General features: G+C 75.2%; 13 protein-coding genes. 7 read left to right on the forward strand and 6 right to left on the reverse strand.

Features of this window, described 5'->3' with window-relative positions:
- Positions 1–85 precede the first annotated feature (85 nt).
- From eccCa to ACFY3U_RS15855, 4 genes are all read left to right on the forward strand, one after another.
- Positions 86–4,048, forward strand: coding sequence for a type VII secretion protein EccCa (gene eccCa / locus ACFY3U_RS15840; protein WP_387201264.1), 3,963 nt, complete (start codon positions 86–88; stop codon positions 4,046–4,048).
- 75 nt (positions 4,049–4,123) lie between these two features.
- Positions 4,124–5,488 (forward strand): type VII secretion-associated serine protease mycosin, encoded by a 1,365-nt coding sequence (mycP, locus tag ACFY3U_RS15845; RefSeq protein ID WP_387201268.1) that lies wholly within the window; start codon positions 4,124–4,126, stop codon positions 5,486–5,488.
- A 41-nt stretch (positions 5,489–5,529) separates the two neighbouring features.
- Positions 5,530–6,330, forward strand: coding sequence for a phosphatase PAP2 family protein (locus ACFY3U_RS15850; protein WP_387201271.1), 801 nt, complete (start codon positions 5,530–5,532; stop codon positions 6,328–6,330).
- 30 nt (positions 6,331–6,360) lie between these two features.
- Entirely contained in the window at positions 6,361–7,089 is a 729-nt protein-coding gene (locus ACFY3U_RS15855) for a phosphatase PAP2 family protein (protein WP_387201274.1), read from the forward strand.
- 19 nt (positions 7,090–7,108) lie between these two features.
- Here the strand turns inward: ACFY3U_RS15855 and ACFY3U_RS15860 are convergent, their stop codons facing one another.
- The 6 genes from ACFY3U_RS15860 to ACFY3U_RS15885 form a co-directional block, all read right to left on the reverse strand.
- On the reverse strand, positions 7,109–8,287 hold the full coding sequence (locus ACFY3U_RS15860; protein ID WP_387201277.1) for a MarP family serine protease: 1,179 nt from the start codon (positions 8,285–8,287) through the stop codon (positions 7,109–7,111).
- 58 nt (positions 8,288–8,345) lie between these two features.
- A complete protein-coding gene (locus ACFY3U_RS15865; protein ID WP_387201280.1) occupies positions 8,346–9,071 on the reverse strand; it encodes an NUDIX hydrolase in 726 nt (241 codons plus the stop codon).
- Positions 9,068–9,790: a redoxin domain-containing protein gene (locus ACFY3U_RS15870; RefSeq protein WP_387201283.1), complete on the reverse strand. Its 723-nt coding sequence runs from the start codon at positions 9,788–9,790 to the stop codon at positions 9,068–9,070. The genes ACFY3U_RS15865 and ACFY3U_RS15870 overlap by 4 nt, the downstream gene beginning before the upstream one ends.
- The gene (nth, locus tag ACFY3U_RS15875; protein WP_387201286.1) at positions 9,787–10,575 is read right to left on the reverse strand and encodes an endonuclease III; all 789 of its coding nucleotides are present in this window, start codon (positions 10,573–10,575) and stop codon (positions 9,787–9,789) included. The genes ACFY3U_RS15870 and nth overlap by 4 nt, the downstream gene beginning before the upstream one ends.
- 73 nt (positions 10,576–10,648) lie before the next feature.
- Complete coding sequence (locus ACFY3U_RS15880) at positions 10,649–11,800, reverse strand: CapA family protein (RefSeq protein WP_387201289.1); 1,152 nt, start codon at positions 11,798–11,800, stop codon at positions 10,649–10,651.
- A 56-nt stretch (positions 11,801–11,856) separates the two neighbouring features.
- The gene (locus tag ACFY3U_RS15885; protein ID WP_387201292.1) at positions 11,857–12,519 is read right to left on the reverse strand and encodes an adenosylcobinamide amidohydrolase; all 663 of its coding nucleotides are present in this window, start codon (positions 12,517–12,519) and stop codon (positions 11,857–11,859) included.
- Positions 12,520–12,741: 222 nt separating this feature from the next.
- Between ACFY3U_RS15885 and ACFY3U_RS15890 the strand changes: the two genes are divergently transcribed.
- From ACFY3U_RS15890 to ACFY3U_RS15900, 3 genes are all read left to right on the forward strand, one after another.
- Entirely contained in the window at positions 12,742–13,419 is a 678-nt protein-coding gene (locus ACFY3U_RS15890) for a Crp/Fnr family transcriptional regulator (protein ID WP_088976469.1), read from the forward strand.
- A 111-nt stretch (positions 13,420–13,530) separates the two neighbouring features.
- Positions 13,531–14,274 (forward strand): metallophosphoesterase family protein, encoded by a 744-nt coding sequence (locus tag ACFY3U_RS15895; protein WP_387201295.1) that lies wholly within the window; start codon positions 13,531–13,533, stop codon positions 14,272–14,274.
- A 75-nt stretch (positions 14,275–14,349) separates the two neighbouring features.
- Complete coding sequence (locus ACFY3U_RS15900; protein WP_387201299.1) at positions 14,350–14,994, forward strand: TetR/AcrR family transcriptional regulator; 645 nt, start codon at positions 14,350–14,352, stop codon at positions 14,992–14,994.
- Positions 14,995–15,007: the final 13 nt, after the last annotated feature.

The following is a 15,007-nucleotide window of genomic DNA, read 5'->3' on the forward strand; positions in this document are numbered from 1 at the left end:
TCGATAGGGAGCGGTGGCTGACGAACGAGAGGACTTTACCTACCATGAGCCAGGCTCGGGTTACCGAGCGCCATGGGGAGGGTCAGTGTCCACTGTCGTCATCAAGCGGCCGCCGCGCCGACCGGCGCCGGAGATCCCGGTCGGTGAGCTGCCCGTCGAGGGGCCACCGGAGATCCCCGCCGTCGCCGGTGGCCGCTGGCAGCAGGCGCTGATGGTGCTGCCCATGCTGGGCGGCACGGTGGCCATGGCGATGATGTTCGGCCGGGGGGGCGGCGCCTACTCGTACGTGGTGGGCGGCATGTTCGGGCTCTCCTCGGTGGCCATGCTGGTGACCTCCTGGGGCAGCGCCTCCGGCACCCCGAAGAAGTCGGAGATGATGGCCGCCCGGCGGGAGTACCTGCGCCACCTCACCACACTGCGCCGCCGGGTCCGGCAGACCGCCGGCGAGCAGCGGGCCGGCCTGCACTACCGGCACCCCGACCCCACCCGGCTGTGGTCGACCGTGGACAGCCACCGGGTCTGGGAACGTCGCCCGGGCGACCCGGACTTCGCGGTGGTCCGGGTGGCCGTCGGCCCGCAGACCCTGGCCACCCCGCTGATCCCGCCGGTCACCCGACCGCTGGAGGAGCTGGAGCCGATGACCGCGGGGGCACTGCGGCGCTTCCTCGACGCGTACTCGGTGGTGCCGGACCTGCCGGTGGCGCTGTCGCTGCGCAGCTTCGCCCGGGTGCACGTGCGGGGCGTGCCGGCCGGTCCGGACGGCGGCGCGCCGGGCACCGGCTCGGCGCCGGCCCAGGCGCTCGGCCGGGCCGTGCTGACCCAGCTCGCCGTCTTCCACGCCCCCGACGAGCTGCTGATCGCCGTCTGCGCCGGGCCGGAGCGGCGGGCGCCGTGGGAGTGGGTCAAGTGGCTGCCGCACGCGCACCACCCCATCCGCACCGACGCGCTCGGCCCGGTCCGGCTGGTCACCAGCTCCGCCGTCGAGCTGGAACGGCTGCTGGACGACGTGCTGGCCAGCCGCTCCCGGTTCAGCCCTGCCGGCCCGGCCACCGACGGCCCGCACGTGGTGGTGCTGCTCGACGGCGGCGACCTCACCGGGGCGACCGACCTGGCCGGCGACGGCGGCATCGACGCGGTCACCGTGATCGACCTGGACACCCCGCCGCCACGGCTGCTGGACCGCTTCGCGCTGCTGCTGGAGATCCGCGGCGACCGGCTGCACTCCTGGTCCGCCGAGGGGCACGCCGAGGTGGGCACCGCCGACCGGCTGGCCGTCGCCGACACCGAGGCGGTCGCCCGCCGGCTCGCCCCGCTGCGACTGGCCGCCACCGTACGCGGGCCGGACGCCCCGCCCGGCGCCGAGCTGGGCCTGCCCGAGCTGCTCGGCATCGGCGACCCGGACGGGTTCACCGCCGAGCAGGGCTGGGCGCCCCGGCCGGCGCGCGACCGGCTGCGGGTGCCGATCGGGGTGGGCGCGGACGGCGGCGCCATCGAGCTGGACCTCAAGGAGTCCGCGCAGGACGGAATGGGCCCGCACGGCCTGCTGATCGGCGCGACCGGCTCCGGCAAGTCGGAGCTGCTGCGCACCCTGGTGCTCGGGCTGGCCGCCACGCACAGCTCGGAGCAGCTCAACTTCGTCCTGGTCGACTTCAAGGGCGGCGCCACCTTCGCCTCGTTCGACCGGCTGCCGCACACCGCCGCGGTGATCACCAACCTGGCCGACGCGCTGCCGCTGGTCGACCGGATGGTCGACGCGATCAACGGCGAGCTGATCCGCCGGCAGGAGCTGCTGCGCCGGGCCGGCAACTTCGCCAGCCTGCGCGACTACGAGCGGGCCCGGGCCGCCGGCAGTCCGCTCGCCCCGCTGCCGTCGCTGCTGCTGGTCTGCGACGAGTTCTCCGAGCTGCTGTCGGCCAAGCCGGACTTCATCGACCTGTTCGTCCAGATCGGCCGGCTGGGCCGGTCGCTCGGCGTGCACCTGCTGCTGGCCAGCCAGCGGCTGGAGGAGGGGCGGCTGCGCGGGCTGGACACCCACCTGTCGTACCGGATCGGGTTGCGGACGTTCTCGGCGCTGGAGTCCCGGACGGTGCTCGGCGTGCCGGACGCGCACGAGCTGCCCCGCTCCCCCGGGCACGGTTACCTGCGCGCCGGCACCGACCCGCTGGTCCGGTTCAAGGCCGCGTACGTCTCCGGGCCGGCCCCCCGGCGGGCGGGCGCGGCCGGCGGCGGGGCGGGTGCTCCGCCCCGCCTGCTCACCTTCTCCACCCACCTGGTGCCGGTGCCCGAGCCGGCCACCCCGGCGCCGCCGCCGGTGGCCGAGGAGGAGCGGGAGAGCCTGCTCGACGTTCTGGTCGCCCGGCTCGCCGGGCAGGGCCCGCCGGCGCACCAGGTGTGGCTGCCCCCGCTGGACCAGGCGCCCACCCTGGACGAGCTGCTCGGGCCGCCCACCCCGGATCCGCGCCGCGGGCTCACCGTCGCCAATCCGGAGCTGCACGGCGCCCTGCAGGTGCCGGTGGCCGTGGTGGACAAGCCGTACGAGCAGCGTCGTGACCTGCTCTGGCTGGCGCTGGACGGGGCGGCCGGTCACGTGGCCGTGGTGGGCGGCCCGCAGAGCGGCAAGTCGCACGCGCTGCGCACGCTGATCTGCGCGCTGGCGCTGACCCACACCCCGGCCGAGGCGCAGGTCTACTGCCTCGACTTCGGCGGCGGCGGGCTGGCCGTGCTGCGCAACCTGCCGCACGTGGGCGGGGTCGCCGGCCGGGCCGACCCGACCGTGGTGCGGCGGACCGTCGGCGAGGTGGCCACGGTGCTCGCCGAGCGGGAGCGCCGCTTCGCCGAGCTGGGCGTGGAGTCGATGGCGGCCTGGCGGCAGCGGCGCCGGGAGCTGACCGCCGCCGGGCAGCCCGCCGTCGACCCGTTCGGGGACGTCTTCCTGGTGGTGGACGGCTGGGCCACCCTGCGCGGCGAGTACGACGACCTGGAACCGCTGATCACCGACCTGGCCACCCGCGGCCTGTCGTACGGCGTGCACGTGGTGGCCAGCGCGGTGCGCTGGATGGACTTCCGCCCGGCCATCCGGGACCTGTTCGGCTCCCGGCTGGAGCTGCGCCTCGGCGACCCGTCCGACTCGCTGGTCCGGCGGACCGCCGCGGCGACCGTGCCGGCGCGGGCCGGCCGGGGCATCACCGCGCAGAGCCTGCACTTCCTGACCGCGCTGCCCCAGCTGGGTGGCACCGACCCGGCGGAGCTGGTGAAGTCGGTGGCCGGTGCCTGGCCCGGCCGGCCGGCGCCCCCGGTCCGGCTGCTCCCGCCGGTGCTGCCGTACGCCGAGCTGGACCGCTCCGCCGCGACCGGCCTGGCCTTCGGAATCGGCATCGCCGAGGCGGACCTGCGGCCGGTAGCGCTGGACTTCGCCACCGAGCCGCACTTCGTGGTCTTCGGCGACGCGGAGTGCGGCAAGTCCTCGTTCCTGCGCGCGCTGACCACCTCGATCGTCACCCGGTTCAGTCCCGAGCAGGCCCGGGTGATCCTGGTCGACTACCGGCGCAGCCTGCAGGACCTCACCGACCTGCCACACGTGATCGGGTACGGCAGCGCGGCCGCGCACACCACCGAGCTGATCGAGTCGGCGGCCGGCTACATGCAGGGCCGGGCGCCCGGCCCGGAGGTCACCCCGGCCCAGCTGCGCGAGCGGTCCTGGTGGTCCGGGCCGGAGCTGTTCGTGCTGGTGGACGACTACGACCTGGTCTCCAGCGGCCCGGCGAACCCGTTGCGGAGCCTGGAGGAGCACCTGCCCCAGGCCCGGGACGTGGGGCTGCACCTGGTGCTGGCCCGGCGTTCCGGGGGCGCCGGCCGGACCCAGTACGAGCCGGTCGTGCAGCGGCTGCGCGAGCTGTCCACCCCCGGGCTGGTGATGAGCGGCAGCCCGGACGAGGGGGCGCTGGTCGGTCAGGTGCGCCCGGGTCCGCTCCCGCCGGGGCGCGGTCGGCTGGTCACCCGGCGCGAGGGCGTACGGCTGGTTCAGCTGGCGCATCTGCCGCCACCGTGACCGGTGTGCCGCGAACACCGCGCCGAGGCGGGGAAAACCGGTAATCTCGCGGGCAGCATGGTTCCGTCGTGATGAATGGCTGAGGATGTGACCAGGGTTCGGCACGGCTCCCCGAGCGCGCTCCACCGGTTCTCCGGTCGCGCGCTGCTCGGCGCGGCGGCGACCGCCGTCACCCTGGTGGGCGTCGCACCGCCCCCGGCGGCCGCGGCCCCCGCCACGCTGGCCGCCGCCCCGCACGCCGCGACGGTCGCGGCCGGCCCGCTGGCCGAGCCGGATTTCGCGCCCGCCCGGACGGCCCGCGCCGACCGGGTCCGGGACGACCAGTTCCAGCTCGGCGAGCTGCGGGCCGAGACGGCCTGGCGCACCTCCACCGGGCGCGGGGTGACCGTCGCGGTGGTGGACTCCGGCGTGGACGGCCGCCATCCGGACCTGGCCGGCCAGGTGCTGCCCGGCATCGACCTGGTGTCCCCGGGCGGTGCCGCCGAGCCCGATCCGGTCGGCCACGGCACCACGGTGGCCAGCCTGATCGCCGGGCGCGGCGACGACAGCCGCGGCGTGGTGGGCCTGGCGCCGGAGGCCCGCATCCTGCCGGTGCGGGTGCTCGACGACGAGAACCGCTACGACGACGCGATGATCGTGGCGAAGGGGGTGCGCTGGGCGGTCGACAACGGCGCCCGCGTGATCAACCTGTCGCTCGGCGGCAGCGGCGACAGCCCGGCGCTGGCCGCCGCCCTCGACTACGCGTTCGCTCGGGACGTGGTGGTGGTCGCCTGCACCGGCAACGTGGCCACCTCCACCGGCCCCCGGGTGTGGTACCCGGCCCGCGAGCCCGGAGTGATCGCGGTCGCCGGGCTGGACCGCGACAGCGAGAACATGTGGGCCGGCTCGATCACCGGGCACGACACCGTGCTGACCGCGCCGGCGACCGGCCTGGTCGGGGCCCGGCCGCCCAACAGCTACTGGGGTGTGCAGGGCACCAGCTTCGCGTCTCCCCTGGTGGCGGCGACGGCCGCGCTGGTCCGGTCTCGATACCCGCAGCTGTCCGCCGGTGACGTGGTCAACCGGCTGATCTCCACCGCGAAGGACATCGGCCCCACCGGGCGGGACGACCGGTTCGGGTACGGCCTGGTCGACCCGGTCGCCGCGTTGACCGCCGACGTGCCGGAGATCCACCGCAACCCGCTGGACGACAACGCCTCCCCCGGGGTGGTCGGGTTCGGCCCGGCGCCCGGCTCCGCCGACGACGCGCAGGCCGGCGGCACCGGTACGGACCCGCTCGGGTTCACCGCCCCCCGCCAGCACACCCGGTGGACGGCCCAGCCGGCCGGCGGCGAGGACGCGACCGCGCCCCGCCGGCTGTGGACCGGCGTGGCGATCCTGGTGGCCCTCGTCACCGGCGTGGCGCTGGCGATCCGCCGGTTCCGGTTGCGGGGTCGCTGAGCGGGTTCTGAGCCGGCCCCCGACGGGGTAGTGCTCCGGTCATGAGGTCGCCCGGTCAGCGTGTCAGCCCCAGCCCGACGAACCGGTCGAGGTGGTCCGGCCGCCGCGACCGGGACCGCTCGCTCGGCCTGCGGCTCGCCCTCGCGTCGGTGGCCGCGTTCCTGCTGCTGGTGCCGTTCGCGCTGCTGGCCGTGCTGGTGGTCGGGGCCTGGCCGCCGCTGCACGACCTCGACGCGGCGGTGACCGACACGCTGCACGGGTACGCCCTGGACCACCCGGCCTGGGTGCGGCTGATGAGCGTCTGGTCGAGCGTGTTCGCCCCCAACCCGCTGCGCGGGGTGACGCTGGTGGTGGTGATCTGGCTGTGGCTTCGCCGGGCCCGCCGGGTGGCGCTGTGGGTGGTCACCACGATGGCGGTGGGCGGGCTACTCGGCCCGCTGCTGAAGCTGCTGGTCGGCCGCAACCGGCCGGACCTGCTCGACCCGGTCGCCCGGTCGGCCGGCTTCTCGTTCCCGTCCGGGCACGCGCTCAACGCCACCCTGGCCGCCGGGGTGCTGCTGCTGGTGCTCCTGCCGTTCACCCGGGGCCGTCCGGCGGCCCGGGTGGTGCTCTGGGTGGCCGCGGTGCTGCTGGCCGGGGTGACCGGGCTGAGCCGGATCGCGCTGGGCGTGCACTGGACCAGCGACGTGGTGGGCGGTTGGCTGCTCGGCACCGCGGTGGTGGCGGCGACCAGCGCCGCGTTCACCACCTGGCGGGCCCGGGACGGTCGGCCGGCCGAGCGCCCGTCGGTCGAGGGCGTGGAGCCGGAGCTGGCCGACCGGCCACCGGCCGGCAACGCGTAGTTCACCGCCGCGCGGGGTAATGGGCGGCCCATGTCCGACTTCGCGGTTCAGCTGGCCCGGCGCGTGCTGCTGCCGGTGACCCTGCTGCTCTCTTTCATGATCCTGCTCGGGGTGCTCGTCACCCGGGTCCTCGACAAGGCCTGGCCGTTCACCGTGGAGGACACCGTCAACCGGGAGTTGGCGGCGGACCGGGCCGGCGGCTGGAACGACGTCTCGCTGGTCTTCAGCACGTTGGCCAGCACCCCGGTGATCATCGCGGTCACGGCGCTGGTGGCGGTGGTCCTGCGGCTGGTGCTGCACCGCTGGCGGGAGCCGCTGTTCCTGTGCGCCGCGGTCACCGCCCAGGCGCTGGTCTTCTTCCTGACCACGCTGGCGATCGACCGGAAGCGACCGGCGGTCGAGCACCTGGACGTGTCCCCGCCGACCTCCAGCTTCCCGTCCGGGCACACGTCGGCGTCGGTGGCGCTCTACGTCGGCATCGCGCTGCTGCTGGCGCTGCGGGCGAAGAGCACCGCGGCCAAGGCCACCTGGTGGACGCTGCTGGTGCTGGTGCCGATCGGGGTGGCGGTGGCCCGGTTGTACCGGGGCATGCACCACCCGAGCGACGTGGCCGCCTCGTTCGTGAACGGCGGCATCTGCGTGGCGATCATGGCGCGCGCGGTGCTCGACCGGACCCTGCGCTGGGGCAAGGCCGCGCTGCCCGGTCTCACCCCGTCGGGTGGGGACGTGACCGCCGCCCGGGCGCCGGCGGGCGGCTGACCCGGGCCGCGGGGGTGGCTCAGGTGCAGTCGCCGGTCTCCACCCCACGGGTACGCTCCGCGCCGGCCAGCGCCACCGGCCGCGCCTCGGCGGCGGTCACCGCGAAGCCGGTGTTCGGGTCGTCCGCGGCGGCCGCGAAGATCACCCCGAGCACCAGCCCGTTCGACGAAACCAGCGGGCCGCCGGAGTTCCCGCTGCGGACCAGCGCCCGGATCGTGTAGATCTCCCGGGTGACGTCGCTGGAGGCGTAGATGTCCGGGCCGGTGATCCGGTCGACGTCGCGCACCCGGGCCGGGCGGGCGTCGTACGGGCCGTCGAGCGGGAAGCCGAGCACGATCGCGTCCGCCCCGGTGGCGGCCTGCCCGGCGGCGAACCGCAGCGACGGGCCGGGCAGCCCCGGCACGTAGAGGACGGCCAGGTCGCGGTCCGGGTCGTAGACGACTACCTGGCCGTCGTACCGTTCGCCGCGCAGCTCGACCGCGACCGAGCGGGTGCCGGCGACCACGTGCGCGTTGGTCATCACCCGGTCGTCCGCGTACACGAAGCCGGAGCCCTCGATCCGCCGGGAGCAGCTCGGCGCGGATCCGAGCACCTTGACCACGGCGCGCTGGCTGTTCGCCACCACCTGCGAGCCGGCCAGCGCCGGGTCGGGCGGCGAGACCTGCCGCGCCTGGGTACGCCCCAGGCCGTTGAAGACCTCCGGGAAGCCGTTGGTGTCCACCGTGTCCCGCAGCGCGGTGGACAGCTCCTGCGCCTGGTCGGGCAGCACCCGGTCGACCACGGTCAGCAGCGCGCTGTTCTTCACCGAGGCGGCCAGCCAGGGCAGCGACGAGGAGCCGAGCGGCACCGCGACCAACCAGGCCACCAGCATCACCGCGAAGATCGAGACGAACGCGCCGCCGATGTCGTCGAGCTTCCGCCCGGCGGTGCCGGTGATCGCGGCGCGCAGGTTGGAACCGAGCCAACCGGCCAGCGCCTGGCCGAGCACAGCGAGACCGAAGACCGCGATCAGGGAGATCAGCACCCTGGTCCCGCTGTCGGTGAACTGCCGGGCCACCAGCGGGCCGAGCTGCAGGCCGACCAGCGCACCCAGGAAGAACCCGGAGAACGACAGCGCCCCGATGACGAAGCCCTGACGGTATCCGCTGATCGCGAACACGAGCATGAGCAGGAGCAGAACGAGATCCACGGCCGACACGGGTCAAGGGTACGGGCACGCCGCACCGTCGGTGCCGCGCGGTTGCGGAACGTGACCGTCAGGTCAGCGGACCGGCCATCTCGTCGACCTCGTCGGTGCCCGCCGAGGGCGCCGGGGTGGCCCCGGTCGGCGGCAGCTCGACCACCCGGCCGCGCGGCCAGGGGCGGGCCCAACCGGCCATCTCCAGCAGGGTGGCCAGCACCCCCGCGGTGAAGCCCCAGACCAGCATGCCGCGTACGGAGAAGGCGGGGCCGATCCAGCCGCTCGGGTGGCGTACCCGCATCCGGTTGTCCGGGTCGACCAGCTCGGCCACCGGCAGCCGGGCGACGTGCGCGACCTCGGCGGGCTCCCGCGGGTGCACCGGGTGCGGGGTGTGCCACCAGGCCAGCACCGGGGTGACCAGGAAGTCGCTGACCGGGATCCACAGCTTGGGCAGCTGGGCCAGGACGGTGACGCTGGCCGGGTCGAGGCCGACCTCCTCGTTCGCCTCCCGCAGGGCGGTGGCGGCGGCGTCGGCGTCCTCCGGGTCGGCCGCGCCGCCGGGGAAGGCCGGCTGGCCGGCGTGGTTGCGCAGGGTGGCGGCCCGCTGGAGGACCAGCACGTCCGGGCCGGCGCCGGGCTCCTCGCCGAGCAGCACCAGCACGGCGCTCTCCCGACCGCCCTGCTCGGGGGTGATGAGCCGGGTGAAGTCCTCCGCCCGGGCGGTGCCGAGCCGGCCCAGCAGCGGGTCCAGCCAGGTCGGCGGGCGCCGACCGCCTTCACCGACCGGCGCGTCAGGGCTCACGCCGGCACCGCCACGCCGAGGTGGGTACGCACCAGCGCGGCGAGCCGGGCGTCGTCCACCGCACCGCTGTCGTCCACGTGCCGGACCTGCCCCTGAGCGTCGACGAACACGGTGAGCGGGAAGCCCTTGCGGCGCAGCTCCCGCTGCACGGCGGCGCCCTGGTCGACGAGCATCGGGAAGCGGACGCCGAAGTCCTCGCCGAACGACTGGGCGGCCTCCCGGTCGTCCCGGCTGTTCACCCCGACGACCTGCAGCTTCCCGGTCGTCCGTGCGCTGAGCCGCTGGAAGGCGGGCAGCTCCTTGCGGCAGGGCCCGCACCAGGAGGCCCACACGTTGATCACCGCTGGCCCGCGCACGTCGCGCAGCGCCACCGGCACCCCGCCGGTGAAGCAGGACAACGTCAGCTCGGGCAGCGGCTTGCCCACCGCCGGATCGACCCGCCCCGCACCAGTCGCCGTAGCGGCGCCCGGGACGGCCTCACCTGGCGGCACGGCACCGGCCGACGGCGCGGCCTCCCCCGAGGGCACGGCCCCACCCGACGTCGCGGTACCTGCCGACGGGGTCGCGGCGGGCGGGGTGGCGAGCGTCGCGCAGTCGGCGAACGGCGACGGGCGCTGCGACCGGGCGGCCGGCGCGCTCGACGACTGCTCCGGGGTAGCGGTGCAGCCGGCGACGGCCAGCAGCACCGGCACGAGCAGGGCGGCCAGGCGCCGGTTCACGGCACGTCCGCGGCGGCGGCCTGCTGGGGCACCAGCTCCGGGTCCACCCCGGCGGCGACCGCCAGGTCCCGCGCCCGGGGGCCCTTGAGCAGCTTGGCGGCGGCGGCCGGTTCGGTCGGCCCGGTCCCGTACGACGGGCAGAGCTTCGCCAGCGTGCACGCGCCGCAGGCCGGTTTGCGGGCGTGGCAGACGCGTCGGCCGTGGAAGATGATCCGGTGCGAGAGCATGGTCCACTCCCGCTTCGGGAAGAGCGCGCCGATCTCGTGCTCGATCTTGACCGGGTCGGTCTGGGCGGTCAGCCGCCACCGCTGCACCAACCGCTGGAAGTGGGTGTCGACGGTGATCCCCGGGACGTCGAAGGCGTTGCCGAGGATCACGTTGGCGGTCTTGCGGCCGATCCCGGGCAGGGTCACCAGGTCGGCCAGCCGGCCGGGGACCCGGCCGTCGTAGCGCTCGACCAGCGCCTGGCCCAGCTTGATCAGTGAGTCGGTCTTGTTGCGGTAGAAGCCGGTCGGCCGGATCAGCTCCTCCAGCTCGGCCCGGTCCGCGCCGGCGTAGTCGGCGGCCGTGGGGTAGCGGGGGAAGAGCTTCGGGGTGACCTCGTTGACCTTCTTGTCGGTGCACTGCGCGGAGAGGATGGTGGCGACGGCCAGCTCCAGGGCGTTGGAGTGGTCGAGCTCACAGTGCGCGTCGGGGTGCGCTTCGGTCAGCGCCCGGCCGATCCGCCGGGCACGCCGGGTGCGACCGAGGTCGGTCTCGGTGCCGGCTGGCGGGCTGATGGTCACGCCGGAAAGCCTACGTCGCCGGTACGACCAACCGCCCGGCCCACACCCCGAACCGGGCCCGCGGCCCGCGTCCTCAGCCGGCCGCGGGTGCGCTGATCTTCCCGGCGCCGTCGAACCGGGCGCCGCGGTCGCCGAAGTCGCTCCCGCTGAGCTGCTTGACCAGGCCGAGCGCCCGGTCGGCGGAGTCCATCCCGGGCTTGCCCACCGCGCTCATCCGGGTAGAGGCGAACGAGCCGCCGGCGAAGCTGCCGTCCGGCTTGAGCGACACCTTCAACACCCCGCCCCAGCCGAGCCGCCCGTCCGGGGTGAGCGACCTGCCGCCGCCGGCGAAGTTGCCGAGGCTGTAGGCGATCAGCCGGCCCTGGTAGAACTCCATCCCGCGCAGCACGTGCGGGCCGTGCCCGACGACCAGGTCGGCGCCCGCGTCGATCATGGCGTGCGAGAACTTCACCGGGTCGCCCCGGTTCTCACCGAGGTAGAGCTCGGTGCCCGGCCTGACCCTGGTCTTGTCGGCGCCCTCGCCGCCCATGTGCACCTGGACGACCACCAGGTCGGCCATGGTGGCGGCCTTCTCGACGACCGCCTTCGCCGCCTCGATGTCGGTCGAGCTGTTGGACCAGGGGTACGGCGAGAAACCGGCCACCGCCACCTTGACGCCCTTGACGTCGACCACGGTGATCTGGTCAGGGGCGCCGGTGTGCTTGAGCCCCTGCTTCTCCAGTGCCCGCTGGGTGTTCTCGTACCCCTTGGGGCCGTAGTCGTAGCCGTGGTTGTTGGCCTGGTTGAGCAGCTGGAAGCCGGCGTCCTTGAGGTGCGCGGCGTAGCTGGTCGGGGCCCGGAACTGGTAGCAGTTCTTCGGCGCCGGCCCGCACTTGCCGGCCCCGGTGTCCTCGGTGATCGGCTCCTCCAGGTTGCCCATCACCAGGTCGCCGGCGAGCGCGTCGGAGACCCCGTCGAAGAAGCCCGCGCCGTCGTTCGGCGGGAGCTTGGCCGGGGCGTTGCCCATGATGATGTCGCCGGTGGCGGAGAGGGTGATCGGGCTCTTCGCCCCGCCCGTCGGGGCGTCGGCCACCGGCGAGCCGGTGGCGCCACCTCCCCCACCCGGCTGCCAGACCGGCGCGGGATCGTCGCCGGCGGAGCAGCCGGCGACGAGCAGGACGGCGAGGGCGAAGCCGGCGGTCAGCGGGGCGCGGCGGCGGGCACGGGGAAGTCCGGGAGCGTACATCGCCCGCCACGCTACCGGGCCCGAACCAATGCGACGATGGCCGATCGGGCGGGAATTCAGCCGGGTTGCCGGTCCGACCACGGGACGCAGGGCACGGCCCCGCCGTCCCGGACGGCGGCGTGCACCGCGCGGGCGAGCGGGGCGCCCCAGGTCGAGCGGGGCCCGCCGTACGGTTCCGCGGGGCCGTCCGCCGGGCAGAGCACGGTGACCGCGTCGGTGGGCGTACCGGTCGCCGACAGGCCCAGGTCGGCGATCGCCTGGACCTTCGCCTCGGTGGCGGTGGCGACCGCGTTGACCAGGGCCGCGTCGCCGAGCGCCGCCGGGACGTACGCCACGATGTTGATCGTGCCGACCCGCTGCGCCGGTGCCGCCGGCGCGGCCTCGGCGGCGCGGACCGGGGTGCCCAGGCCGACCGTGGCCCAGACCCGCACACCGGTGTCGGCGCGGGTCACCACCTCGGCCACGTCCACCCCGGTGAGCAGGCCGACGCCGGGCCCGACCAGGCCGAGCGAGTCGGCCAGCCCGGCCAGGTGGGCCGCCGGGTCGTCCCGGTGGTACGACATCGGCACGGTCGCGTTGACCACCCACCGGCGGACGCCGATCCCGCCGCCGAGCGGGGCGGAGCTGACCGCCCGCAGCGGCACGGCCGCCCGCCAGACCAGCAGCGGGATCTCCCTGCCGTCCTCGGCACGGCTGGTCAGCACGGGTTCGCTCAGCACGCCGGTCACCCTACGACCCACGCCGGCGACGGCCGGTGACCACTCGGCCGCCGGCGCGCGATCGTAGCGCCTGATCAGGGCGGGAAGGTTACGCCCAACGATCAAGTTTCCCGGGGTGCACCTCTGATTCATGCTCACGTGCGCCTAGACTTGGCGGCGCGCGAGGGATCAGCGGACGGCGGACCCGGCCGAGGGACGGCGACGCGCAACCGGAGGTGCGCGATGGACGAGGTACTGGCCCGCAGCGGGATCTTCCAGGGTGTCGACCCGGAGGCTGCCGAGGCGCTCGCCAAGGAGATGGAGACGATCGACGTCCGCAAGGGCGAGGTCGTGTTCAACGAGGGCGAGCCCGGCGACAGTCTCTACATCCTCCTGTCAGGCAAGATCAAGGTCGGGCGACGCGCGGCGGACGGCCGGCAGAACCTGATCGCGGTGATGGGCCCGTCGGACATGGTCGGCGAGCTGTCGCTCTTCGACCCCGGCCCGCGTACGGCCACCGCCACCGCGGTGACCGACACCCGGCTGGTACGGCTGCGCAAGCAGGCGCTGCGGCCCTGGCTGAACAACCGGCCCGAGATCGCCGAGCAGCTGCTGCGGGTGCTCGCCCGCAGGCTCCGCCGGACGAACGACTCGCTGGCCGACCTGATCTTCACCGACGTGCCCGGCCGGGTCGCCAAGAACCTGCTCCAGATGGCGGGCCGCTTCGGCACCCGCGACGGCGGCGTGCTGCGGGTGACCCACGACCTGACCCAGGAGGAGATCGCCCAGCTCGTCGGCGCCTCCCGGGAGACCGTCAACAAGGCGCTCGCCGACTTCGCCTCGCGCGGCTGGCTGCGGCTGGACGGCAAGAGCATCATCATCCTCGACCCGGAGCGCCTGGCCCGCCGCGCGCGGGTCTGACCCACCGCCGCACGTCGACGGGGACCACCCTCCGGGGCCGGTCCCCGTCGCTGTTTCTGCCCGGCGCAGAACCCTCTCGACGGGTGGCAGCCGGCGGGGCACGGTGGGCTGATGTTCGAGCGTGTCGCCGTCCTCTCCGACATCCACGGCGTGCTGCCGGCGCTGGAGGCCGTCCTGGCCGAGCCGGACGTGGCCGCCGCCGACCTGATCGTGCTCACCGGCGACATCGCGGACGGCCCGCAACCCGTCGAGGTGCTGGACCGGCTCGCCGCGCTCGGTGATCGCGCCCGCTGGGTCGGCGGCAACGGCGAACGCGAGCTGGTCGCAGCCCGTGCCGGCCGGCCCGCGTCGTACGACGTCTCGAACTGGGCGGCAGCGCAGCTCCGCGACGACCAGGTGGCCCGGTTGGCGGCCCTGCCGCTCGCCCTCACCCTGCCGGTGGCCGGCCTCGGCGACGTCCTGTTCTGCCACGCCACGCCCACCGACGACGAGGAGGTGGTGCTGGTGGACTCCCGGCCCGAGCGCTGGGCGGAGGTGTTCGCCGGCCTGCCGGCCACCGTCGGCACGGTGGTCTGCGGGCACACCCACATGCCGTTCACCCGGCTGGTCGACCGCCGCCTGGTGGTCAACCCGGGCAGCGTCGGCATGCCGTACGGCGGTGCGGGCGGGTGGTGGGCGCTGCTCGGGCCGGGGGTGCAGCTGCGCCGCACTGGGTTCGACGTGGACGCGGCCTGCGCGCGGGTGGCCGCCGAGTCGGGCTTCCCGGACGCCGCCGAGTTCGCCGACGAGTACCTGCGCTCCCGGCACAGCGACCTGGACGCGCTGACCGCCTTCGGCCCGCGGGACGGCCGCTGACCCGCAGGATCGCGCTCGGAGCACGCAGAAAAAGTCAGTCTTGACTGTTTGTTTCGGCGGCGGCAGGCTGTCCCCGTGCCGATCGCATCGACCCGCGTCCCTCAGCAGGAGCGCAGCCGCGCCACCCGAGCCCGGCTGCTGGAGGCGACCGTCGACTGCCTGGTCGAGCACGGCTGGTCCGGCACCACCACGACCGTGGTGGCCGCCCGGGCCGGCGTCTCGCGCGGCGCCCAGCTGCACCACTACCCGACCAGGGCCGCGCTGGTCACCGCCGCCGTCGCGCACCTCGCCGAGCGGCGGGCCGAGGAGCTGCGCACCGAGGCCGAGGCGCTGCCCGCCGGCCCGCAGCGGCTCGACCGGGTGGTCGACCTGCTCGGCGCGGCCTTCACCGGTCCGCTCTTCGTCGCGGCGCTGGAGCTCTGGGTGGCCGCCCGCACCGATCCCGAGCTGCGCGACGCCCTGGTGCCGCTGGAGGCCCGGGTCGGCCGGGAGATGCACCGGCTCACCGTCGGGCTGCTCGGTGTGGACGAGCGCCGGCCAGGCGTCCGGGAGGCCGTCCAGGCGACCCTCGACCTGCTCCGCGGGCTCGGCGTGGCCAACCTGCTCAGCGACGACTCGGCCCGCCGGGCCGCCCTGCTGCACACCTGGAAGCGCCAGCTGGCCACCCTGCTCACCCCGGAACCGGGCCCGCCACGCCCGGCCCCGGACGCCGCCACCTGACCGGCCCACCCGC

Origin of the sequence: Micromonospora sp. NPDC000089 (assembly GCF_042899365.1) — a bacterium.
In the GTDB taxonomy this organism is placed as follows: domain Bacteria; phylum Actinomycetota; class Actinomycetes; order Mycobacteriales; family Micromonosporaceae; genus Micromonospora.

Coding starts and splice junctions, on each gene's coding strand:
- mycP (WP_387201268.1), top strand. CDS start 4,124: ATGGCTGAGGATGTGACCAGGGTTCGGCACGGCTCCCCGAGCGCGCTC.
- ACFY3U_RS15850 (WP_387201271.1), top strand. CDS start 5,530: ATGAGGTCGCCCGGTCAGCGTGTCAGCCCCAGCCCGACGAACCGGTCG.
- ACFY3U_RS15855 (WP_387201274.1), top strand. CDS start 6,361: ATGTCCGACTTCGCGGTTCAGCTGGCCCGGCGCGTGCTGCTGCCGGTG.
- ACFY3U_RS15880 (WP_387201289.1), bottom strand. CDS start 11,800: ATGTACGCTCCCGGACTTCCCCGTGCCCGCCGCCGCGCCCCGCTGACC.
- ACFY3U_RS15890 (WP_088976469.1), top strand. CDS start 12,742: ATGGACGAGGTACTGGCCCGCAGCGGGATCTTCCAGGGTGTCGACCCG.
- ACFY3U_RS15895 (WP_387201295.1), top strand. CDS start 13,531: ATGTTCGAGCGTGTCGCCGTCCTCTCCGACATCCACGGCGTGCTGCCG.